The 17,837-nt window shown below is 75.1% G+C and carries 12 protein-coding genes; 7 read left to right on the forward strand and 5 right to left on the reverse strand.

Annotated elements, in window-relative coordinates; all coding sequences use genetic code 11:
* Positions 1-28 precede the first annotated feature (28 nt).
* The 6 genes from SH587_RS10275 to SH587_RS10300 all read left to right on the forward strand — a co-directional run bounded on the left by SH587_RS10275 (position 29) and on the right by SH587_RS10300 (position 7,354).
* Positions 29-1,516: an aldehyde dehydrogenase family protein gene (locus tag SH587_RS10275; RefSeq protein WP_320670512.1), complete on the forward strand. Its 1,488-nt coding sequence runs from the start codon at positions 29-31 to the stop codon at positions 1,514-1,516.
* Between the two features lie 72 nt (positions 1,517-1,588).
* Positions 1,589-2,782, forward strand: coding sequence for an acyl-CoA dehydrogenase family protein (locus tag SH587_RS10280; RefSeq protein ID WP_320670513.1), 1,194 nt, complete (start codon positions 1,589-1,591; stop codon positions 2,780-2,782).
* Between the two features lie 132 nt (positions 2,783-2,914).
* Positions 2,915-3,787, forward strand: a complete 873-nt coding sequence (locus tag SH587_RS10285) for a 3-hydroxybutyryl-CoA dehydrogenase (protein WP_320670514.1) — start codon at positions 2,915-2,917, stop codon at positions 3,785-3,787.
* Positions 3,788-3,835: 48 nt separating this feature from the next.
* Positions 3,836-4,504, forward strand: coding sequence for a GntR family transcriptional regulator (locus SH587_RS10290; RefSeq protein WP_320670515.1), 669 nt, complete (start codon positions 3,836-3,838; stop codon positions 4,502-4,504).
* A 24-nt stretch (positions 4,505-4,528) separates the two neighbouring features.
* On the forward strand, positions 4,529-6,322 hold the full coding sequence (gene moaC / locus SH587_RS10295) for a cyclic pyranopterin monophosphate synthase MoaC (protein ID WP_320670516.1): 1,794 nt from the start codon (positions 4,529-4,531) through the stop codon (positions 6,320-6,322).
* A 168-nt stretch (positions 6,323-6,490) separates the two neighbouring features.
* Positions 6,491-7,354, forward strand: a complete 864-nt coding sequence (locus SH587_RS10300; protein ID WP_320670517.1) for a ZIP family metal transporter — start codon at positions 6,491-6,493, stop codon at positions 7,352-7,354.
* Positions 7,355-7,380: 26 nt separating this feature from the next.
* On the opposite strand, the gene SH587_RS10305 is transcribed toward SH587_RS10300, so the two are convergent.
* Positions 7,381-7,788, reverse strand: a complete 408-nt coding sequence (locus SH587_RS10305) for a Rieske (2Fe-2S) protein (protein ID WP_320670518.1) — start codon at positions 7,786-7,788, stop codon at positions 7,381-7,383.
* 209 nt (positions 7,789-7,997) lie between these two features.
* Between SH587_RS10305 and SH587_RS10310 the strand changes: the two genes are divergently transcribed.
* Complete coding sequence (locus SH587_RS10310) at positions 7,998-9,347, forward strand: lipase family protein (protein WP_320670519.1); 1,350 nt, start codon at positions 7,998-8,000, stop codon at positions 9,345-9,347.
* Positions 9,348-9,374: 27 nt separating this feature from the next.
* Here SH587_RS10310 and SH587_RS10315 read toward each other — a convergent pair whose 3' ends face one another.
* From SH587_RS10315 to SH587_RS10330, 4 genes are read right to left on the reverse strand one after another with little or no spacing between them, the layout of a single operon-like run.
* Complete coding sequence (locus SH587_RS10315) at positions 9,375-12,998, reverse strand: molybdopterin-dependent oxidoreductase (protein ID WP_320670520.1); 3,624 nt, start codon at positions 12,996-12,998, stop codon at positions 9,375-9,377.
* On the reverse strand, positions 12,995-13,423 hold the full coding sequence (locus SH587_RS10320) for a Rieske (2Fe-2S) protein (RefSeq protein ID WP_320670521.1): 429 nt from the start codon (positions 13,421-13,423) through the stop codon (positions 12,995-12,997). The genes SH587_RS10315 and SH587_RS10320 overlap by 4 nt, the downstream gene beginning before the upstream one ends.
* Positions 13,416-16,007 (reverse strand): nitrite reductase large subunit NirB, encoded by a 2,592-nt coding sequence (nirB, locus tag SH587_RS10325; RefSeq protein WP_320670522.1) that lies wholly within the window; start codon positions 16,005-16,007, stop codon positions 13,416-13,418. The genes SH587_RS10320 and nirB overlap by 8 nt, the downstream gene beginning before the upstream one ends.
* Positions 16,008-16,021: 14 nt before the next feature.
* Positions 16,022-17,566, reverse strand: coding sequence for an MFS transporter (locus SH587_RS10330; protein WP_320670523.1), 1,545 nt, complete (start codon positions 17,564-17,566; stop codon positions 16,022-16,024).
* Between the last annotated feature and the right edge of the window lie 271 nt (positions 17,567-17,837).

Here is a 17,837-nt window from a genome sequence, read left to right on the forward strand (position 1 = left end):
GCGGACCGGCAGCCCGGAGGAGCGAGCGATGAGCACCACCACCGCGCAGGGAGCGACCCTGCTGATCGACGGCCAGTGGCGGGACGCGGCCGAGCATTACGAGCGGGTCGACCCGGCCGATCCGTCGCGCTCGACCGGCCGCTACGCCCGCGCGACCGCGGCCGACGTCGCCGACGCCTACGCCGCGGCCGCCCGCGCCCAGGCCGACTGGGCCGGCCGCGCCGCGACCGAGCGCGAGGCGATCCTGCGCCGCGCCGCCGAGCTGCTGGAGGAGCGCGTCGACGAGGCGACCGCGGCCCTGATCGGCGACATCGGCAAGGCCCACCGCGACGCCCGCGGCGAGGTCCTGCGCGGGGCGGCGATCCTCCGCTTCCACGCCGGCGCGGTGCTGCAGGCCTCGGGCGAGACCTACGACGGCGCCGATCCCGCGACGCTGCTGCTGACCCTCGCCGAGCCGGTCGGCGTGGTCGGCGCGATCACGCCCTGGAACTTCCCGGTCGCGATCCCGCTCTGGAAGATCGCCCCGGCGCTGGCCTACGGCAACGCGGTGGTCTGGAAGCCGGCCGAGGCGGCCTCCGGCTCGGCCGTGCTGCTGGCCCGGCTGCTGGCCGACGCCGGCCTGCCGGACGGCGTCCTCAACCTCGTCACCGGCTCCGGCCGTGAGCTGTCGGAGCCGCTGACCAAGGACCCGGCGCTGGCCGCGCTGACCTTCACCGGCTCGGTCGGGGTCGGCCTGCGGCTGCGGGCGGCGCTGGCCGACCGGACGACGAAGCTGCAGCTGGAGCTGGGCGGCAAGAACCCGGCGATCGTGCTCGCCGACGCCGACCTGCCGGACGCGATCGAGCAGATCGCCCGCGGCGCGATGCTCCAGACCGGCCAGCGCTGCACCGCCACCAGCCGGGTCTACGTCGAGCGCGGTATCCACGATGCGTTCGTCGCCGGGCTGGTCGAGCGGGTGCGGGCGTTCGCCGTCGGCGACCCCCGCGACCCGGCGACCGACATCGGCCCGCTGGCCTCGCAGGAGCAGCGCGAGACGGTCGGCGGCTACCTGGCCCTGGCCCGCGAGGGCGGTGCCACGATCGCCTGCGGCGGCGACCTGATCGGTGACGGCGACGGCGGCGCCTGGAAGGGCGAGGGTCGCGCCGACGGCGGCCACTGGGTCCAGCCGACGGTCCTCACCGACGTCGCCGACGACCACCCGCTGGTCCGGGAGGAGATCTTCGGCCCGGTCGTCTGCGTGACTCCGGTCGACGGCTTCGACGACGCCCTGGCCCGCGCCAACGACACCGAGTTCGGGCTCTCGTCGGCGGTCTTCACCCGCGACCTGGCGACGGCGCTGCGGTTCGCCCGCGGCACCCGCTCGGGGCTGGTCCACGTCAACCGCGAGACGGCCGGCGTCGAGCCGCACCTGCCCTTCGGCGGCGTCAAGGGCTCCAGCTCGATGAACCGCGAGCAGGGGATGGCCGCGCGCGAGTTCTTCACCGTCACGAAGACCGTCTACGTCCGTCCGCGCTGACCGCCGACGCTTGCGCCGACCGTCCTGAACGCCTAACCTTCGATCTTCGAAGATTTCTTGAGGAGCTCCCCGATGACCGCCAGCACGACCGCCCTGCCCGCTCTCCAGCCGACCGACTACCTGAACGTCGACGCGCTGCTGTCCGACGAGGAGCGGGCGATCCGCGACGCCGTTCGCGCCTTCGTCGGCGACAAGGTCGTTCCCGAGGTCGGCGACTGGTTCGAGCGGGGCACCGCGCCCAAGGAGCTGTTCCCGGAGCTGGGCAAGCTCGGCGTGCTCGGCATGCACCTGGAGGGCTACGGCTGCGCCGGCACCAGCGCGACCGCCTACGGCATCGCCTGCCTGGAGCTGGAGGCCGGCGACAGCGGCATCCGCTCGATGGTCTCGGTCCAGGGCTCGCTGGCGATGTTCGCGATCTGGCGCTGGGGCTCCGAGGAGCAGAAGCAGGAGTGGCTGCCGCGGATGGCCGCCGGCGAGGCGATCGGCTGCTTCGGCCTGACCGAGCCCGACTCCGGCTCCGACCCCGGCTCGATGCGGACCACCGCCCGCCGCGACGGCGACGACTGGATCCTCCACGGCCAGAAGATGTGGATCACCAACGGCACGATCGCCGACGTCGCCGTGGTCTGGGCCCGCTGCACCGACGACGACCGGATCCGCGGCTTCGTCGTCCCGACCGACACCCCCGGCTTCAGCGCGCCGGAGATCCACAAGAAGCTCTCGCTGCGGGCCTCGGTCACCAGCGAGCTGGTGATGGACGACGTCCGCCTGCCGGCCGACGCGGTGCTGCCCGAGGTCGCCTCGCTGCGCGGCCCGCTCTCGTGCCTCAACGAGGCCCGCTACGGGATCGTCTGGGGCGCGATCGGCGCCGCCCGCGCCTGCTTCGAGGCCGCGCTCGACTACGCCGGCAGCCGGATCCAGTTCGACAAGCCGATCGCCTCGTTCCAGATCCAGCAGCAGAAGCTGGCCAACATGGCGCTCGAGGTCAACCGCGGCACGCTGCTGGCGCTGCACCTGGGCCGGATGAAGGACGCCGGCACGCTGCGCTCGGAGCACGTCTCGATGGGCAAGCTCGGCAACGTCAACGCCGCGCTCGACGTCGCCCGCACCGCCCGCCAGGTGCTCGGCGGCAACGGCATCACGCTCGAGTACCCGGTGATCCGGCACATGAACAACCTCGAGTCGGTCGTCACCTACGAGGGCACGGCCGACGTCCACTCGCTGGTGATCGGCCACGCGCTGACCGGGATCCCGGCCTTCCGCTGATCGGCGCGATCGTCCGCCGCGGGACTTTCGGACTTCCGACGACCGGGGGGAACGTGTCGCCGTCACACGCTCCCCGGCCCGTCGGCGGGCGATGATCGAACCGACCCCTGCCTACCGAGGAGCCCCCGACAGATGAGCGAGACCACCCACCCCAGCCGGATCGGCGTCGTCGGCGGCGGCCAGATGGGCACCGGCATCGCCGAGGTCGCCGCGCGCAACGGCTGCGACGTCGTGATCGTCGAGGTCGACGACGCGCGGGCCACGGCGGCCCGCACGCGGATCGAGAGCTCGATCGCCCGCGGGGTCAAGCGCGGCAAGGTCAGCGAGGAGGACGCCGCCGCCGCGCTCGGACGGCTGCGGGCGACCGCCACCTTCGACGACCTGGCCGACCGCCAGCTGGTGGTCGAGGCCGTCGTCGAGCGCAAGGACGCGAAGATCGACGTCGTCCAGCGGCTGGCCGAGGTGGTCGAGGACCGCGACGCGATCCTGGCCTCGAACACCTCCTCGATCCCGATCGTCGAGCTGGGGGCGGCGGTCGGCGACCGCAGCGGCAACGTCCTCGGGCTGCACTTCTTCAACCCGGTGCCGGTGCTGTCGCTGGTCGAGGTCGTGCCCTCGCTGCTGACCGACCAGGCGGTCGTCGACCGCACCTGGCAGTTCGCGGTCGACGTGCTGAAGAAGGACCCGATCCGCGCCCCCGACCGGGCCGGGTTCACCGTCAACACGCTGCTGATCCCGTACCTGCTGTCGGCGATCCGGATGCTGGAGCAGGGCCTGGCCAGCGCCAAGGACATCGACGAGGGCATGGTCAAGGGCTGCGCCCATCCGATGGGTCCGCTGGCCCTGGCCGACCTGATCGGCCTCGACACGGTGATCGGGATCGCCGAGACGCTCTACGCCGAGCAGCGCGAGCAGCTGTTCGCGCCGCCGGCGCTGCTCCAGCGGCTGGTGGCCGCCGGGCGGCTGGGCCGCAAGACGGGCCACGGCCTCTACGACTACCAGTAGCCGGCGGCGGCCGGTCGACGCCGCCGTCCCGAATACCCTGCCTGCCAGATGACGCCGCCGACGATCCCCGGGACCACGCAGGAGCACGCCGTCGCGTGGCTGCGGCTGGCGATCGTCACCGGCGGCCTGCGGCCGGGGCAGCGGGTCAACCAGGAGGACGTCGCGGCCGAGATCGGGGTCTCGGTGGCGCCGGTCCGCGAGGCGCTGCGGGTGCTGGAGCAGGAGGGGCAGGTGACCTACCTGCCCCGCCGCGGCTACTTCGTGACCGAGCTGCGGATCGCCGACCTGGAGGAGATCTACGCCCTCCGCGGCCTGCTCGAGGAGCGGGCCGCCCGCCACGCGCTGCCGGGCCTCGACGGCGACGACCTGGTCCGGATCCGGGCGGCGGCGGCCGATTGCGTCAACGCCGCCGCGGCCGGCGACATCGCGGCCGAGCTGGAGGCCAACCGCCGCTTCCACTTCGGGCTGCTCGACGCGCCCGACCAGCCGCACACGCTGCGGGTGCTGGCGCTGCTCTGGGACCGGACCGAGGCCTACCGGGCGCTCTACTACAACGACCCGGCCGAGCGCGACCGCTCGGTCGACGCCCACGACCGGATCGTGGCGGCGATCGAGGCCCGCGACGGCGACCGGCTGGTGGCCGAGCTGCACGCGCACCGCGACCGCGCGCTCGAGGTCCTGCGCGGGATCCTTCGCGAGCCGCCGGCCGACGGCTGAGCGCGGTCCGCCAGAATGGCGGCGATGAGCGAGGAGCGGATCCGGGTCGAGGTGCGGCTGTTCGCGGCGCTGCGCGAGGCGGCCGGGGTCGACCGGGTGGCGGTGACGCTGCCGGTCGGCGCGACGGCGGGCGACGCGTGGGACGCGGTCTGGGCGGCGCGCGGGGTGGCGGCGCCGGCGGAGACCGACCAGGTGGCGCTGGCGGTCAACCGCGAGTACGCGGCGACGGCGACGCGGCTGGCGGACGGGGACGAGGTGGCGCTGATCCCGCCGGTCAGCGGCGGCGCGCCCGTGGTCGATCCCGATCCCGACCGGCACGTGGCGGTGCGGGCCGAGCCGCTGGACCAGGCGGGCCTGTACGCGCGGGTGGCGCGGCCGGCGGCGGGCGCGATCGTGACCTTCGCCGGGACCCCGCGCGACGTCCCGCAGCTGGACTACGAGGCCCACGAGCGGATGGCCGAGGAGCGGATGGCGGCGATCGTGGCCGAGGTCGCGGCCGCCCACGGGGTCTGCGCGATCGCGGCCGAGCACCGGGTCGGCGCGGTGCCGTGGCCGGAGGCGGCGGTGGTGGTGGCGGTCTCGGCCCCGCATCGCGGCGAGGCGTTCGCGGCGGCGCGTCAGGCGCTGGACCGGATCAAGGCCGAGGCGCCGATCTGGAAGCAGGAGGTCGCCGGCGAGCAGCGGACGTGGGTGGCGGGGACGCTGCCGACGGCCGAGCCGGTGGCGCCCGCCGAGCCGGCGCTCGACGACGCGGCCGCTGCGGCGCTGCACGCCGACGCGCCGGCCCCGCGCGAGCCGCTGGGACTGCTGCCGCACCTGCGCGAGGACGGCGGCGCGACGATGGTCGACGTCGGCGAGAAGCAGGTGACCGCGCGGCGGGCGGTGGCGGCGGCGCTGGTGACGATGAGCCCGGAGACGGCCGAGCTGGTCCGCCGCGGCGACCTGCCGAAGGGCGACGTGCTCGGGACGGCGCGGCTGGCGGGCACGATGGCGGCCAAGCGGGTGCCGGACCTGGTGCCGCTGGCCCATCCGCTGCCGCTGACGAAGGTCGACGTCCAGGCCCGGGTGGTGCCGGCGGCGGGCCAGGTCCGGATCGAGGCCGAGGCCCGCACGGTCGGCCGGACCGGGGTCGAGATCGAGGCGATGACCGCCGCCCTGATCGCCGCGGTCAACGTCTACGACATGGTCAAGGGCGTCGAGCGCGGCGTCGCCGTCGGCCCGGTCACGCTGGTCCACAAGAGCGGTGGCCGCAGCGGTGACTTCGACGGGCCGGCGCCGTGGGGTCCCGAGGAGGCCCCGGCGACCGGCCCCGCCGCCGGCCCCCGCGACGCCCCGCGGCCGCTCGATCCGCCGGTGCGGGCGGCGCTGCTGACCGTCAGCAGCTCGCGCGCCGACGGCCCGGCCGACGACCCGGGCAGCGTCGCCCTGCGGGAGCTGGCGGCGGCGCTCGGGGTCCAGGTCGCGGTCGCCGAGCGGGTCGCCGACGACCGCGAGGCGATCGCCGCCCGCCTGGTCGCCTTCGCCGACGAGCTAGCCGTCGACCTGGTCCTGACCGCCGGCGGCACCGGGATGACGGTCGACGACGTGACGCCCGAGGCGACGCTCCAGGCCTGCGAGCGGATCGCGCCCGGGATCGCCGAGGCGCTGCGGCTGGCCTCGCGCGAGCACACCCACGCCTGGCCACTCTCGCGCGCGGTCGCCGCGGTCCGCGGCCGGACGCTGGTGGTCAACCTGCCCGGGACCCCGAAGGCGGCGGCCGAGGCGCGGCCGGTCCTGGAGCCGATCCTGACCCACGCGATCCGGCTGCTGCGCCGCTGAGACGCGGGCCGCACAGGCCCGCGGATGAGAACGGGGACGCGCCGGAAGCGCGCCGACGCGGCGCGATCGGCGGCGGCGCGCCAGCGAACGAGCGGGGGAACGCCAGCGTCCGCCAAAGTTCGGGTACCCGTACTACAGTGCCCCGGCCCTCGATCCGGAGCCCCTGTCGTGACGTTCGCCCACACCTCGCTGCTCGGCGCCGTCGCCGGCGGCACGATCTTCCTCGGCCTGCCGCTGGGACGCGCCCCGCGGGTCGCGCCGGCCCTCCGCGTCGGCCTCTCGATGCTGGCCGCCGGGATCCTGGCCTTCATCTTCATGGACGTCGGCGCCGGGGCGCTCGAGCTGCTGGAGGCGCGGCTCGACGCGTTCAAGGACGACGGCGCCTCGCTGTGGCCGGTGATCGGGCTCTTCGCGCTGCTGGCGGTCGGGGTCCTGGCCGGCACCGGCGGCATCGCCACCCTCCAGCGCTGGCGGGGGCGCCGGCCCTCGCTGCCGCCGCTCGCGGGCGCGCAGCCGGTGGCGCGGGCCGAGGCCGGCGCGGCGGCGACGGCGCCCGAGCCGGGACGGGCGGCGGCCGAGCGGCAGGCGCTGGCGACCGCGATGACGATCGCCGTCGCGATCGGGATCCACAACTTCGCCGAGGGGCTGGCGATCGGCGTCTCGGCCCGCGCCGGCGAGGTGGCGCTGGCGACCGTCCTGATCGTCGGCTTCGCGCTCCACAACGCCACCGAGGGCCTGGGGATCGTCGGCCCGCTCGGCGGCGTCCGCCCGAGCTGGCGCTGGCTGGGGCTGGCCGGCCTGGTCGGCGGCGGCCCGACCCTGCTCGGCACGATGCTCGGGTACCAGGTCCACAGCGACGCGCTCGAGCTGCTGTTCCTGGCCGTCGCCGGCGGCGCGATCCTCTACGTGATCGGCGAGATCTGGGCCGGGGTCCGGCGGCTCGGCCACGCCGAGCTGGGGCTCTACCTGCTGGGCGTCGGCTTCCTGGCCGGGATCGCCACCGACCTGGTGGTCGCCTACGGCGGCGCCTGAGCCCGCCGGCCGCGCCTCAGCCAGGCTCAGCCGGCGAGCCGCACGTAGAGCAGCCCGTCCCGCTCCGCCACCTGGTGGACGGCGACCGCGTGGTCGTGGCCGGTGGTCGGCTCGCCGCTGTCCAGGTCGACCTGCCAGCCGTGGACCGGGCAGACCGCCCGCCGGTCGGCGACGAGGCCGGCGTAGCCGGGGCTGTGCGGGTGGGGGCAGGAGCCCTCGATCGCGGCGAACCCGTGCCGCAGCCGGTAGACCGAGACCGCGCGGCCGTCGACGATCGCCCGCCGCCCCTCGAGCAGCGGCACGTCGGCGGCGGCGCCGACGATCCGGTAGCCGGCGTGGAGCAGCGCGGCCCCGGCCCCGGGGGCCAGGTCGTGTTCGTCGCGCATCTCGATCGTGCGCGGAGCTTCGGGGATCGGCGTCAGCGTGTCGAGCATCCTCCCCGTCCAGGGTAGGCCAGACGGGCCGGTTCGATGTTGGCCCGATGTTGCAACGAGGTGTCGACGGGTTGGCCGTCCCGGCAGCGGCGCGACCCGCTCGACGTTCGTTCGATGTCCGGCGGGGCGCCGATCGCGGCCGCTATTCCTGGCTTCCCGAAGCACCGCGCCGCGACCCCCGCGGCGCACCACCCGGAGGAGCGAGGACAGTGGTACTGCATGAGGAGCGGCCGTCGGTCGACGGCCGCCTGCTGCGACGAGCGATCGCGGCGTTGATGGTGACCCTGGTGGTCGCCCTGGGCATGGTGGCGGACGCGCGGGCGGTGCCGCCGCCCGCCGAGGACCCGTTCTACGTCTACGACGGCGCCAAGCCGTTGGCCGAGATCGAGCCCGGGACGGTCCTGCGGACGCGCACCGTCCCGTACCACGTCTTCGGGCTGCCGCTCCCGCTAACGGCGGTCCAGGTGCTGTACCGGTCGACCGGGCAGCTCGGCCAGCCGACGGTCGACGCGACCTCGATCGTGCGCGGCTATTCGCACCCGCGCGACACGCTGGTCTCCTTCCAGTCGGCCTACGACTCGCTCAACCCGAACGACCAGCCGTCCTACGCGATCGCCGGCGGCCGCACCTGGGGCGGGTCGATCGCGAACCTGGAGGCGGGGATGGTGGCGCCGTTCCTGCTCGCCGGCTTCACGGTGGCGATCCCGGACACCGAGGGCCAGGCGGCCAACTTCGCGGCCGGACCCGAGTACGGCAAGCACACGCTCGACGGCATCCGGGCGGCGTTCAACGCCGAGGAGGTGGGCCTCGATCCCGAGGCCAAGGTCGGCCTGTTCGGCTACTCGGGCGGGGCGATCGCCAGCGAGTGGGCGGCCGAGCTGGCGCCGACCTACGCCCCCGACGTCAACCGGCGACTGGCCGGCGCGGCGATCGGCGGCGTCTTCGTCAACCCGGCGCGCAACCTGCGGTACGTCGACGGCAGCCTGGGGTGGGCGGGCGTGATCCCGATGGCGATCATCGGCATCGCGCGCTCGTTCCAGGTCGACCTGGCGCCCTACCTGAGCGACGAGGGCCGTCGCCTCTACGAGAAGCTGAAGGACGCCTCGATCGTCAACGTGCTCGCCCAGTACCCGGGCCTGAGCTGGAAGACCCTCGCCAAGCCGGAGTACGCGAACCCCGAATCGGTGCCGGTCTTCGTCGAGGTCGTCAACAAGCTGATCATGGGGACGGGCGGCACCCCGACGATCCCGCTGTTCATCGGCCAGGCGGCGAACGGCGGCCTCGAGGGCACGCCGGGCGGCAAGCCGGGGATCGGAGCCGGCGACGGCGTCATGGTCGCGGGCGACGTCCGCAGCCTCGCCCGGCGCTACTGCGAGAAGGGCCTGCCGATCGAGTACCAGCAGTACGACAGCCTCAGCCACCTCAGCGCGATGCCGCTCTGGTGGAAGGAAGCGAGCCGGTGGATGGCGGACCGCCTCGAGGGCAAGCGGCCGCCGGACACCTGCTCGACGATCGAGCCCGGCAACCCGCTGGACCCGGTCGTGGCCGCGAAGCCCTGACCGCGTGGCGGGGGGACGCCGACCGGCTCAGCCCCCCGCCGCCACCGCCGCCCGGCGCGCCTCCAGCAGCGCCCCGACCCGGCTGGCGCAGCCGCCGCAGCCGCCGGTCGCGCCGGTCCGGGCGCGGATCGCCTCGACGCTCTCGGCGCCGTCGTCGATCGCGCCCCGTATCGCCCCCGCCCGCACCTGGTTGCAGGCGCAGACCAGCTGCTCGTCGGGCACCGGGCGGGGGGCGCCGGGACCGCCGACGAGGGCGTCGAGCAGGTCGTCGGGGACCGCCGCGCCGCCGTCGGCCAGCTCGGTCAGCGGCGCCGCCAGGTCGAGGTCGCCGAGCAGCACCGCACCGGCCAGCCGCCCTTCGCGCAGCGCCAGCCGCCGGTAGAGGCCGCGGCGGGTGTCGATCGACATCAGCTCCTCGATCTCGTCGTCGTCGCTGTTCGACCACGGCTTGCCGCAGGCGAAGAGGTCGATCCCGACGATCTTCAGCGTCGTCGCCAGCGGGCTGCCCTGGTAGCCCGCCGGCACCCCGGCCAGGGTCGCCCCGGCCGTCCGCGCCTGGGCGGCGATCGGCGGCCAGAGGCCGTAGACGATCCCGCGGTGCTGGGCGCACTCGCCGACCGCCCAGACCCCGGGCGCGCTGGTCCGCAGCTCGTCGTCGACCAGGATCGCGTGGTCGCAGCGCAGCCCCGAGCGGAGCCCGACGCCGATCTCCGGTCGGATCCCGGTCGCCACCACCACCAGGTCGGTCGCCAGCTCGTCGCCGTCGGCGAAGCGGACGCCCGTGACCGCGGTCGTGCCCACGATCCGCTCGGTCTGCTTGGCGAACAGCAGCTGGATCCCGAGGTCGCGGATCCGCCGCTCCAGCAGCCGTGCCGCGCCGCGGTCGAGCTGCCGTTCCATCAGCCGGTCGGCGATGTGGACGATCGTCACCGAGGCCCCGTGCGCGGCCAGGCCGGCCGCCGCCTCCAGCCCCAGCAGCCCGCCGCCGATCACCGTCACCATCGCCCCGCGGCGGACCAGCCGGTTCAGCTGGGCGGCGTCGTCGCGGGTCCGGAACGGCACCACGCCGGGCAGGTCGAGCCCCAGGATCGGCGGCATCGCCGGCTTCGACCCGGTCGCGATCACCGCCTGGTCGTAGCCGATCCGCTCGCCGCCGCGCAGCACCACCTCGCGCGCCTGCGGGTCGAGCCGGTCGACCCAGGTCCCCAGCCGCAGGTCGACGTCGTGGGCGGCGTACCACTCGCGCGGGCGCAGCACGACGTCCTCGCGCGGATCGGGATGGACGAGCGTCGAGACCTTCACCCGGTCGTAGGGCAGGTCGGGCTCGCCGACGATCAGCGTCGTGTCCCAGGCGGAGGAGTCGCGGTGGGCGAACGCCGCCTCGAGCGTCGCCACCGACGCCATCCCGCCGCCGATCACCACCAGCCGCTCGCGCCGCGGGCGGTCGCGGCGGACGGCGGTCGCGGCCACCAGCGGCTCGACCCGCGCGGCCATCGCCTTCAGCTCCGGCTGGCGCGAGACCGGGTCGGTCGCGTCGTGGGCCAGGTCGTTCAGCTGGCCGCTGCCGGGCGCGCCGTGGAGCGCGCCCCAGTGGAAGGGCGCGAACGCCACCCCCGGCGCGATCGTCGGCCGGCCGTCCGCGCTGGCCGCGATCCGCGCGCGCACGATCGCGCTGCCGCGCCGCGACACCAGCCGCACCCGCTCGCCCTCGCCGACGCCGGCCCGGCGGGCGTCCCGCGGGTGCAGCTCGACGAACGGCTCGGGATCGGCGGCCAGCAGCTCCGGCGACTTGCCGGTGCGGGTCATCGTGTGCCACTGCCCGCCGACCCGGCCGCTGGTCAGCAGCAGCGGGTGGTCGTCGTCGGGGTCCTCGTGGACGCCCCCGACGTCGAGCCGCCCGAGCCGTGCGCGGCCGCTGGCGGTCGCGAACCGCTGGTCGGGATAGAGCTGCCCGCCGCCGCTGGCCTGCCCGTCGCCGCCGTCGAGCAGCGCGGCCAGCGTCGCCTCGTCGTCGGCGGTCGAGTACGGCCACTGGATCGTGCCGCCGAGCCGGCCCAGCCGCCCGTGGCTGATCCCGCTCTGGTCGCAGACCCGGCCCGCGGTCAGGCCGACGAACTCGGCGTGGACCGCGGCGGCGTCGCGCCACGCGAACTGCTCCGGCCAGCCGAGCGCGCGCCCCAGCCGGGCGATGATCTGCCAGTCGGGCAGCGCCTCGCCGTGGGGCGGCAGCGCCGGGCGCATCAGGGTCACCCGCCGCTCGCTGCTCGTCATCGTCCCGGCCTTCTCCGGCCAGGCGGCGGCCGGCAGCACCAGGTCGGCCAGGTGGCTGGTCTCGGTGGGGTGGTACGCGTCCTGGACGACCAGCAGCTCGGCCTTCGCGAGCGCCTCGCGGGCCTTGCTCCCGTCGGGCAGGCTGACCGCCGGGTTGGTGGCGATCACCCAGACCGCCTTGACCGTCCCCTCGTGGAGGGCGTCGATCAGGTCGGTCGCCACCAGCCCCGGCGCGGCCGAGATCCCGGCCGCGTCCTCCGGCAGCTGCCAGTAGGCCTCGACCGCTGCCCGGTCCCGCGGGTCGAGCGCCGTCCGGTAGCCGGGCAGCAGCGAGGCCAGCCCGCCGACCTCGCGCCCGCCCATCGCGTTCGGCTGGCCGGTCAGCGAGAGCGGCCCCGCGCCCGGCCGGCCGATCTGGCCGGTCGCCAGGCAGAGCGCGTGGAGCGCCCGGTTCTTGTCGGTGCCGGTCCGCGACTGGTTGGCGCCCATCGTCCACAGCGCCATCGCCGCCCCGGCCCCGGCGAAGCGGTGGGCGGCGTCGACCAGCAGCTCGACCGCCACGCCGCTGCGCTCGGCCGCGCGCTCCGGCGGCCACTCGGCGACCTGTGCCCGCAGCTCCTCCCAGCCCTCGGTGTGGGCCTCCAGGTAGGTGTCGTCGAGCAGCCCGTCGCGCTCGATCGCGTGCAGCATCCCGAGCAGCAGCGGGACGTCGCCGCCGGGCCGGACCGGCAGGTGCAGGTCGGCCTCGGCGGCGGTGGTGGTCGTGCGCGGGTCGATCACGATCACCTGGGCGCCGGACCGCCGGCGGTCCTGGATCCGCTGCCAGACGATCGGATGGCAGGCGGCGGTGTTCGACCCGAGCAGCAGCAGGCAGTCGCTGCGGTCGATGTCGGCGTAGGTCGGCAACGGGCCGTCGCTGCCGAACGTCTCCTTGTAGCCGGCCACCGCCGAGCTCATGCAGAGCCGCGAGTTGGAGTCGACGGTGTTGGTGCCGAGGAAGCCCTTGGCCAGCTTGTTGACCGCGTAGTAGTCCTCGGTCAGCAGCTGGCCGGAGACGTAGAAGGCGACCGCCCCGGGACCGTGCTCGTCGACGATCGCCCGCAGCCGGCCGGCCGCCCAGCCGATCGCGTCGTCCCACGAGAGCGGCGACCACGGGCCGTCGCGGTGCTCGCGCCGCAGCGGCGTCGACGCGCGATCGCGGGCGTGGACCGCCGCCGGCAGGGCCAGCGGCTTGGCGCAGGTGCGGCCGCGGTTGACCGGGTGCTCGGGGTCGCCCTCGACCGCCAGCAGCCGCCCGTCGGCGACGGTCGCCCGCAGCCCGCAGCCGACCCCGCAGTACGGGCAGCCGGTGCGGACGACCTGCTCGCCGCGGCCGCTCACGCGCGCGCCACCGCCGTCCCGTCGAGCGCCGGCTCGTGGTCGCAGTCCGCGCCGCACGACCGCTCCGGCGCCGCCGCCAGCCGCACGTAGAGCAGCCCGTCGCGCTCGGTGACCTCGTGGACGGCGACGGCCTCCCGCGGCTGGCCGGCGATCGCGCCGCTGGCCAGGTCGATCCGCCAGCCGTGCAGCGGGCAGGTGACGCAGCCGTCGGCCACCAGCCCGTCGTGCAGCGGACCGCCGCGGTGGGGGCAGGCGGCGTCGATCGCCGCGAACCCGGCCGGCAGCCGGAAGACGGCGATCCGGTGGCCGTCGACGGTCGCCCGCCGGCCCTCGAGCAGCGGCACGTCGGCCGCCGCGCCGACCGGCAGGAAGCCGGCGTCGAGCAGCACGCGGTCGGCGTCGGCGGGGCGCAGGCGGTCATGCATCGGTCGGCTCCTCGGCCGGGCGGCCGCTGACGTGGGTGATGGCGAGCGCGGGGTGGCGCAGCGCGGTCGCGGTCGCCGCCGCCCGCTCGGCCTCGATCTCCCCGCCCTCGGGCGGGCCGATCGGCGCCGCGTCGCTGTCCAGCTCGGCGAACTGCTTCGGGTGGACCGGCGCCCGCCGCTCCTTCCAGGGATCGGGGTCGCAGGCCGCCTTGGCGATCCGGAACCGCTCCAGCAGCCGCGCCGGCTCACCGGAGGCCTCGTCGAGGACCGTGGCCTGGATCGTCTCCAGCCCGACCCGCTCGACGAACGGCATCGTCCGCTCCAGGTACTCGGCGTGCTCGCGGTAGTACTGGAGGAAGATCACCGCCAGCCGCAGCACCTCGTCCTTGCTGTCGACGCGGGCCAGCAGCTCGCCCTTCTTGATCGTGCCGGCCCCGCCGCCGCCGACGTAGATCTCCCAGCCGCCCTCGATCGCGACGATCCCGATGTCCTTGATCAGCGACTCGGCGCAGTTGCGCGGGCAGCCGGAGACGGCCAGCTTCACCTTGTGCGGGGTGTAGAGGCCCTCGACCAGCTCCTCCAGCTCGATCCCCGCCTGCATCGACGGGCCGAGGCCGAAGCGGCAGAACTCCTGGCCGACGCAGGTCTTGACCGTCCGCACCGCCTTCGCGTAGGCGTAGCCGGAGGGCATGTCGAGCGCCTCCCAGACCGCCGGCAGGTCCTCCTTCCGGATCCCCAGCAGGTCGATCCGCTGGCCGCCGGTGACCTTCACGCAGGGCACGTCGAAGCGGTCGGCCACGTCGGCGATCCGCCGCAGCTCGTCGGCCGTCGTGACCCCGCCGCGCATCCGCGGGACGACCGAGAAGGTGCCGTCCTTCTGGATGTTGCCGTGGACGCGGTCGTTGATGAAGCGGGCGTGGCGCTCCTCGCGGTGCTGGTTGTCGTGGACCTCGGAGACCAGGTACGCCAGCCCCGGCTTGCAGGCGCCGCAGTCGCGGCCGGCCCCGCAGGCGGCGCTCAGCTCGCTGACCGACGCGCAGCCCTGCTCGCGGGCGACGGCGGCCAGCTGCTCGCGGGTCTGCTTGCGGCAGGGGCAGAGGTAGGTCGCCTCCTCGACCTGGCCGCCGCGGACCACCCGCAGCAGCTCGGTCACCGCCGGCTTGCAGGAGCCGCAGCCGGCGCCGGCGCGGGTGGTCGCCACCACCTCCTGGGTCGACCCGAGGCCGTGCTCGCCGATCGCGCGGACGATCTCGCCCTTGCAGACCCCGTTGCAGTTGCAGATCTGGGCGCTGTCGGGCAGGTCGGCGGGGGAGGCCTGCGACGCCTCGGCCAGCAGCTCCAGCGGGTCGTCGACCGCGCGCCCGTTCTTGACCCCGTCGAGCAGCAGCTCGTGGCCGCGGACGTCGCCCATCAGCACCGCGCCGACCAGCCGCCCCTCGCGGACCACGAGCTTGCGGTAGACGCCCTCGACCCGGTCGTGGACGGCGGCCGAGGTGGCGTGGACCGGTGCCGGCGACGTCGGACCCGCCCCACCGCGCGCGCCGGGCGCGTCGGCGTCGCCGATCGAGACCACGTCGACCCCGAGCACCTTCAGCTTCGCCGACAGGATCGAGCCCTCGTAGGGCCGCGGATGCCCCTCGACGATCGCGTCCGGCCCGGCCGCGTCGAGCGCCAGCAGCGTCTCCGCCGCCACCTCGGCCTGCTCGTGGATCGGGGCCACGATCCCGTAGACGGTGCCGCGGTGCTGGGCGCACTCGCCGACGGCCAGGATCCGCGGGTGCGAGGTGGTCATCGCGTCGTCGACCACGATCCCGCGCTCGCAGACCAGCCCCGCCGCCTGGGCCAGGTCGGTCCGCGAGCGGATCCCGATCGCGACCACGACCAGGCCGCAGTCCAGCTGCTCGCCGTCGGCGAAGCGGAGGCCGCGGGCGCGGTCGGGACCGAGGATCAGCCGCGTCTGCCGCTCCAGCAGCACGGTCACGCCGAGCTGCTGCAGGGCCGGCTCCAGCAGCTCGGCCGCCGGCTCGTCGAGCTGCCGCTCCATCAGCCGGTCCAGCAGGTGGACGACGGTCACGGGGGCGCCCTGCGAGGCGACGCCGTAGGCCGCCTCCAGCCCCAGCAGCCCGCCGCCGATCACCGCCACCGCGGTCCCGTCGGCGGCGGCGCGGCGGATCGTCTGGCAGTCCTCCGGCCCGCGGAAGGCGATCACGCCCGGCAGGTCGATCCCCGGCAGCGGCGGCATCAACGGCTCGCTGCCGGTGCAGAGCACGGCCCGCTGGAACCGCAGCTCGCCGCCCGAGCGCAGCGTGGCGACGCCGGCGTCGGGGTCGAGCCGCGCGATCGGGTCGCCGACGATCGTCGTCACCCGCTGGTCGGCGTACCACTCGTCGGGCCGCAGCCGCAGCTCTTCCGGGTCCTTCCCGTCGACCAGCAGGTGGGAGAGCGAGACGCGGTCGAAGGGCAGTCGCGGCTCCTCGCAGACGATCGCGATCGTCAGCTCGGGGTCGCGCTCGCGGACGGCCTCGCAGACCGCCTGGCCGGCGATCCCGCCGCCGACGACGAGGATGTCGATGGTGGTGGTCATGTCGCTCCCGGGGGTCAGACCGAGGCCTCGGCGAGGCTCGGCACGCGGCCGGTCGCCGAGGCGCGGCGGAGGTAGAAGGCCCAGGTCATCAGGGCCATGACGGCGTAGGCGGCGAGGAAGACCCAGAGCGCGGGGATCGACCAGTCGCTGTTCTGGGCGGCGATCTGGGCCTTGGCGGCGGCCAGCTCGGCCTTGTCGCTGATCGCCTTGGTGGCGGCGCTCATCTCCTGGACGGTCCCGAGGCTGGCCTGGCGGAAGACGACCTGGATCAGGAAGCCGCCGAAGGCCCCGACCGCGCCGGCGATCCCGATCACCGCCGCCGCCTGGCGCTTGAAGCTCAGGCGGGTCCGCTCGTCGTCGCCCTCGCGGCGGCCGAGGGTGGCGAAGATCGCCGGGATCATCCGGTAGGTCGAGCCGTTGCCCGCTCCGGAGAGAGCGAAGATCACGCAGAAGGCGCCGAAGAAGAGCGGGAACGAGTGCTGCTGGACCCCGACGATCGCCAGCAGCGTGCAGGCGCCCATCCCGACGAAGCAGACGAGGGTGACCTTCGCGCCGCCGATCCGGTCGGCGAGGACGCCGCCGAGCGGCCGCGCGATCGAGCCGATCAGCGCCCCGAGGAAGCCGAGCCCGGCCAGGTAGGTGGCGATGAACGGGTGCCGGGCCAGGAACTCCGGGAAGGTGTTCTTGATCACCAGCGGCAGCGCGAACGAGTAGCCGATGAAGCTGCCGAAGGTCCCGATGTAGAGGACCGACATGATCCACGCGTGCGGCTGGCGGGCGGCCCGCACGTAGGACCGGCGGTCGGAGCGGGCCTGGCTGAGGCTGTCCATCCGGAACCAGGCGCCGAGCATCGCGATCACGATCAGCGGGATCCACATCAGCCCGGCGTAGGCCAGGTGGACCTCGTGCTCGGCCGCCTTGACCGCGGCGGCGGGGACGCCGATCACGATCACCAGCGGCACCACCAGCTGCGAGACGGCGACGCCGAGGTTGCCGCCGGCGGCGTTCAGCCCCAGCGCCTTGCCCTTGTGCTTCTCGGGGTAGAAGTACGAGATGTTGGCCATCGACGAGCTGAAGTTGCCGCCGCCGACGCCGGCCGTCGCGGCGCAGGCCAGCAGGACCCAGAACTGGGTGTCGTGGGACTGCTCGGCGAGCCAGCCGCTGGGGACGACGATCGCCAGCAGCAGCGCCGGGATCAGCAGCAGCGCGGCGCTGAAGAGCGTCCAGGCGCGGCCACCGAAGCGGGGAACGGCGAAGGTGTAGGGGATCCGCAGGAACGACCCGACCAGGTTCGGGATCGCCGTCAGCCAGAACAGCTCCGACAGCGACATCGCGATCCCGACGTTGCCGAGGTTGATCGCGATCACCGCCCACAGCACCCAGATCGAGAAGCCGATGTGCTCGGCGAAGATCGAGAAGGCCAGGTTACGGCGCGCGATCCGGCGGCCGGAGCTCTCCCAGAAGCGCTCGTCGTCCGGGTCCCACTGGTCGATCCAGCGGCCGCGGGCCCGGGGGGAGGCGGCGGCTGGAGCGGTCGGCTGGTCGATGGTGACGCTCATGCCGGACCGACGGTAGGTGCGGCCTGGCGGCCCGCCGTGCGCCCGCTGGCGGAGAACGGCGGGGGGTCGCTTGTCCGGCCGCTGTTGGCCCGCTGGACAGCCGCCGTTGGCCCGCTGTCGAAGCGCGGCCCGGGTCGCGCGCGGGGACGGGGGATCGCGGGGCCGGCGGACGGACGGGTGGGGAGGAGGCCGCCGCCGCGGCCTGTGAGACGGCGGTCACAGAGCGGGGGTTGGCCGTTCGTCGAACCGGGCGGACGGGCGCGCGGCCGCG

Source organism: Patulibacter defluvii (assembly GCF_034096925.1).
Lineage (GTDB): Bacteria > Actinomycetota > Thermoleophilia > Solirubrobacterales > Solirubrobacteraceae > Patulibacter > Patulibacter defluvii.

Coding starts and splice junctions, on each gene's coding strand:
- SH587_RS10275 (WP_320670512.1), top strand. CDS start 29: ATGAGCACCACCACCGCGCAGGGAGCGACCCTGCTGATCGACGGCCAG.
- SH587_RS10280 (WP_320670513.1), top strand. CDS start 1,589: ATGACCGCCAGCACGACCGCCCTGCCCGCTCTCCAGCCGACCGACTAC.
- SH587_RS10285 (WP_320670514.1), top strand. CDS start 2,915: ATGAGCGAGACCACCCACCCCAGCCGGATCGGCGTCGTCGGCGGCGGC.
- SH587_RS10290 (WP_320670515.1), top strand. CDS start 3,836: ATGACGCCGCCGACGATCCCCGGGACCACGCAGGAGCACGCCGTCGCG.
- moaC (WP_320670516.1), top strand. CDS start 4,529: ATGAGCGAGGAGCGGATCCGGGTCGAGGTGCGGCTGTTCGCGGCGCTG.
- SH587_RS10305 (WP_320670518.1), bottom strand. CDS start 7,788: ATGCTCGACACGCTGACGCCGATCCCCGAAGCTCCGCGCACGATCGAG.
- SH587_RS10320 (WP_320670521.1), bottom strand. CDS start 13,423: ATGCATGACCGCCTGCGCCCCGCCGACGCCGACCGCGTGCTGCTCGAC.
- nirB (WP_320670522.1), bottom strand. CDS start 16,007: ATGACCACCACCATCGACATCCTCGTCGTCGGCGGCGGGATCGCCGGC.
- SH587_RS10330 (WP_320670523.1), bottom strand. CDS start 17,566: ATGAGCGTCACCATCGACCAGCCGACCGCTCCAGCCGCCGCCTCCCCC.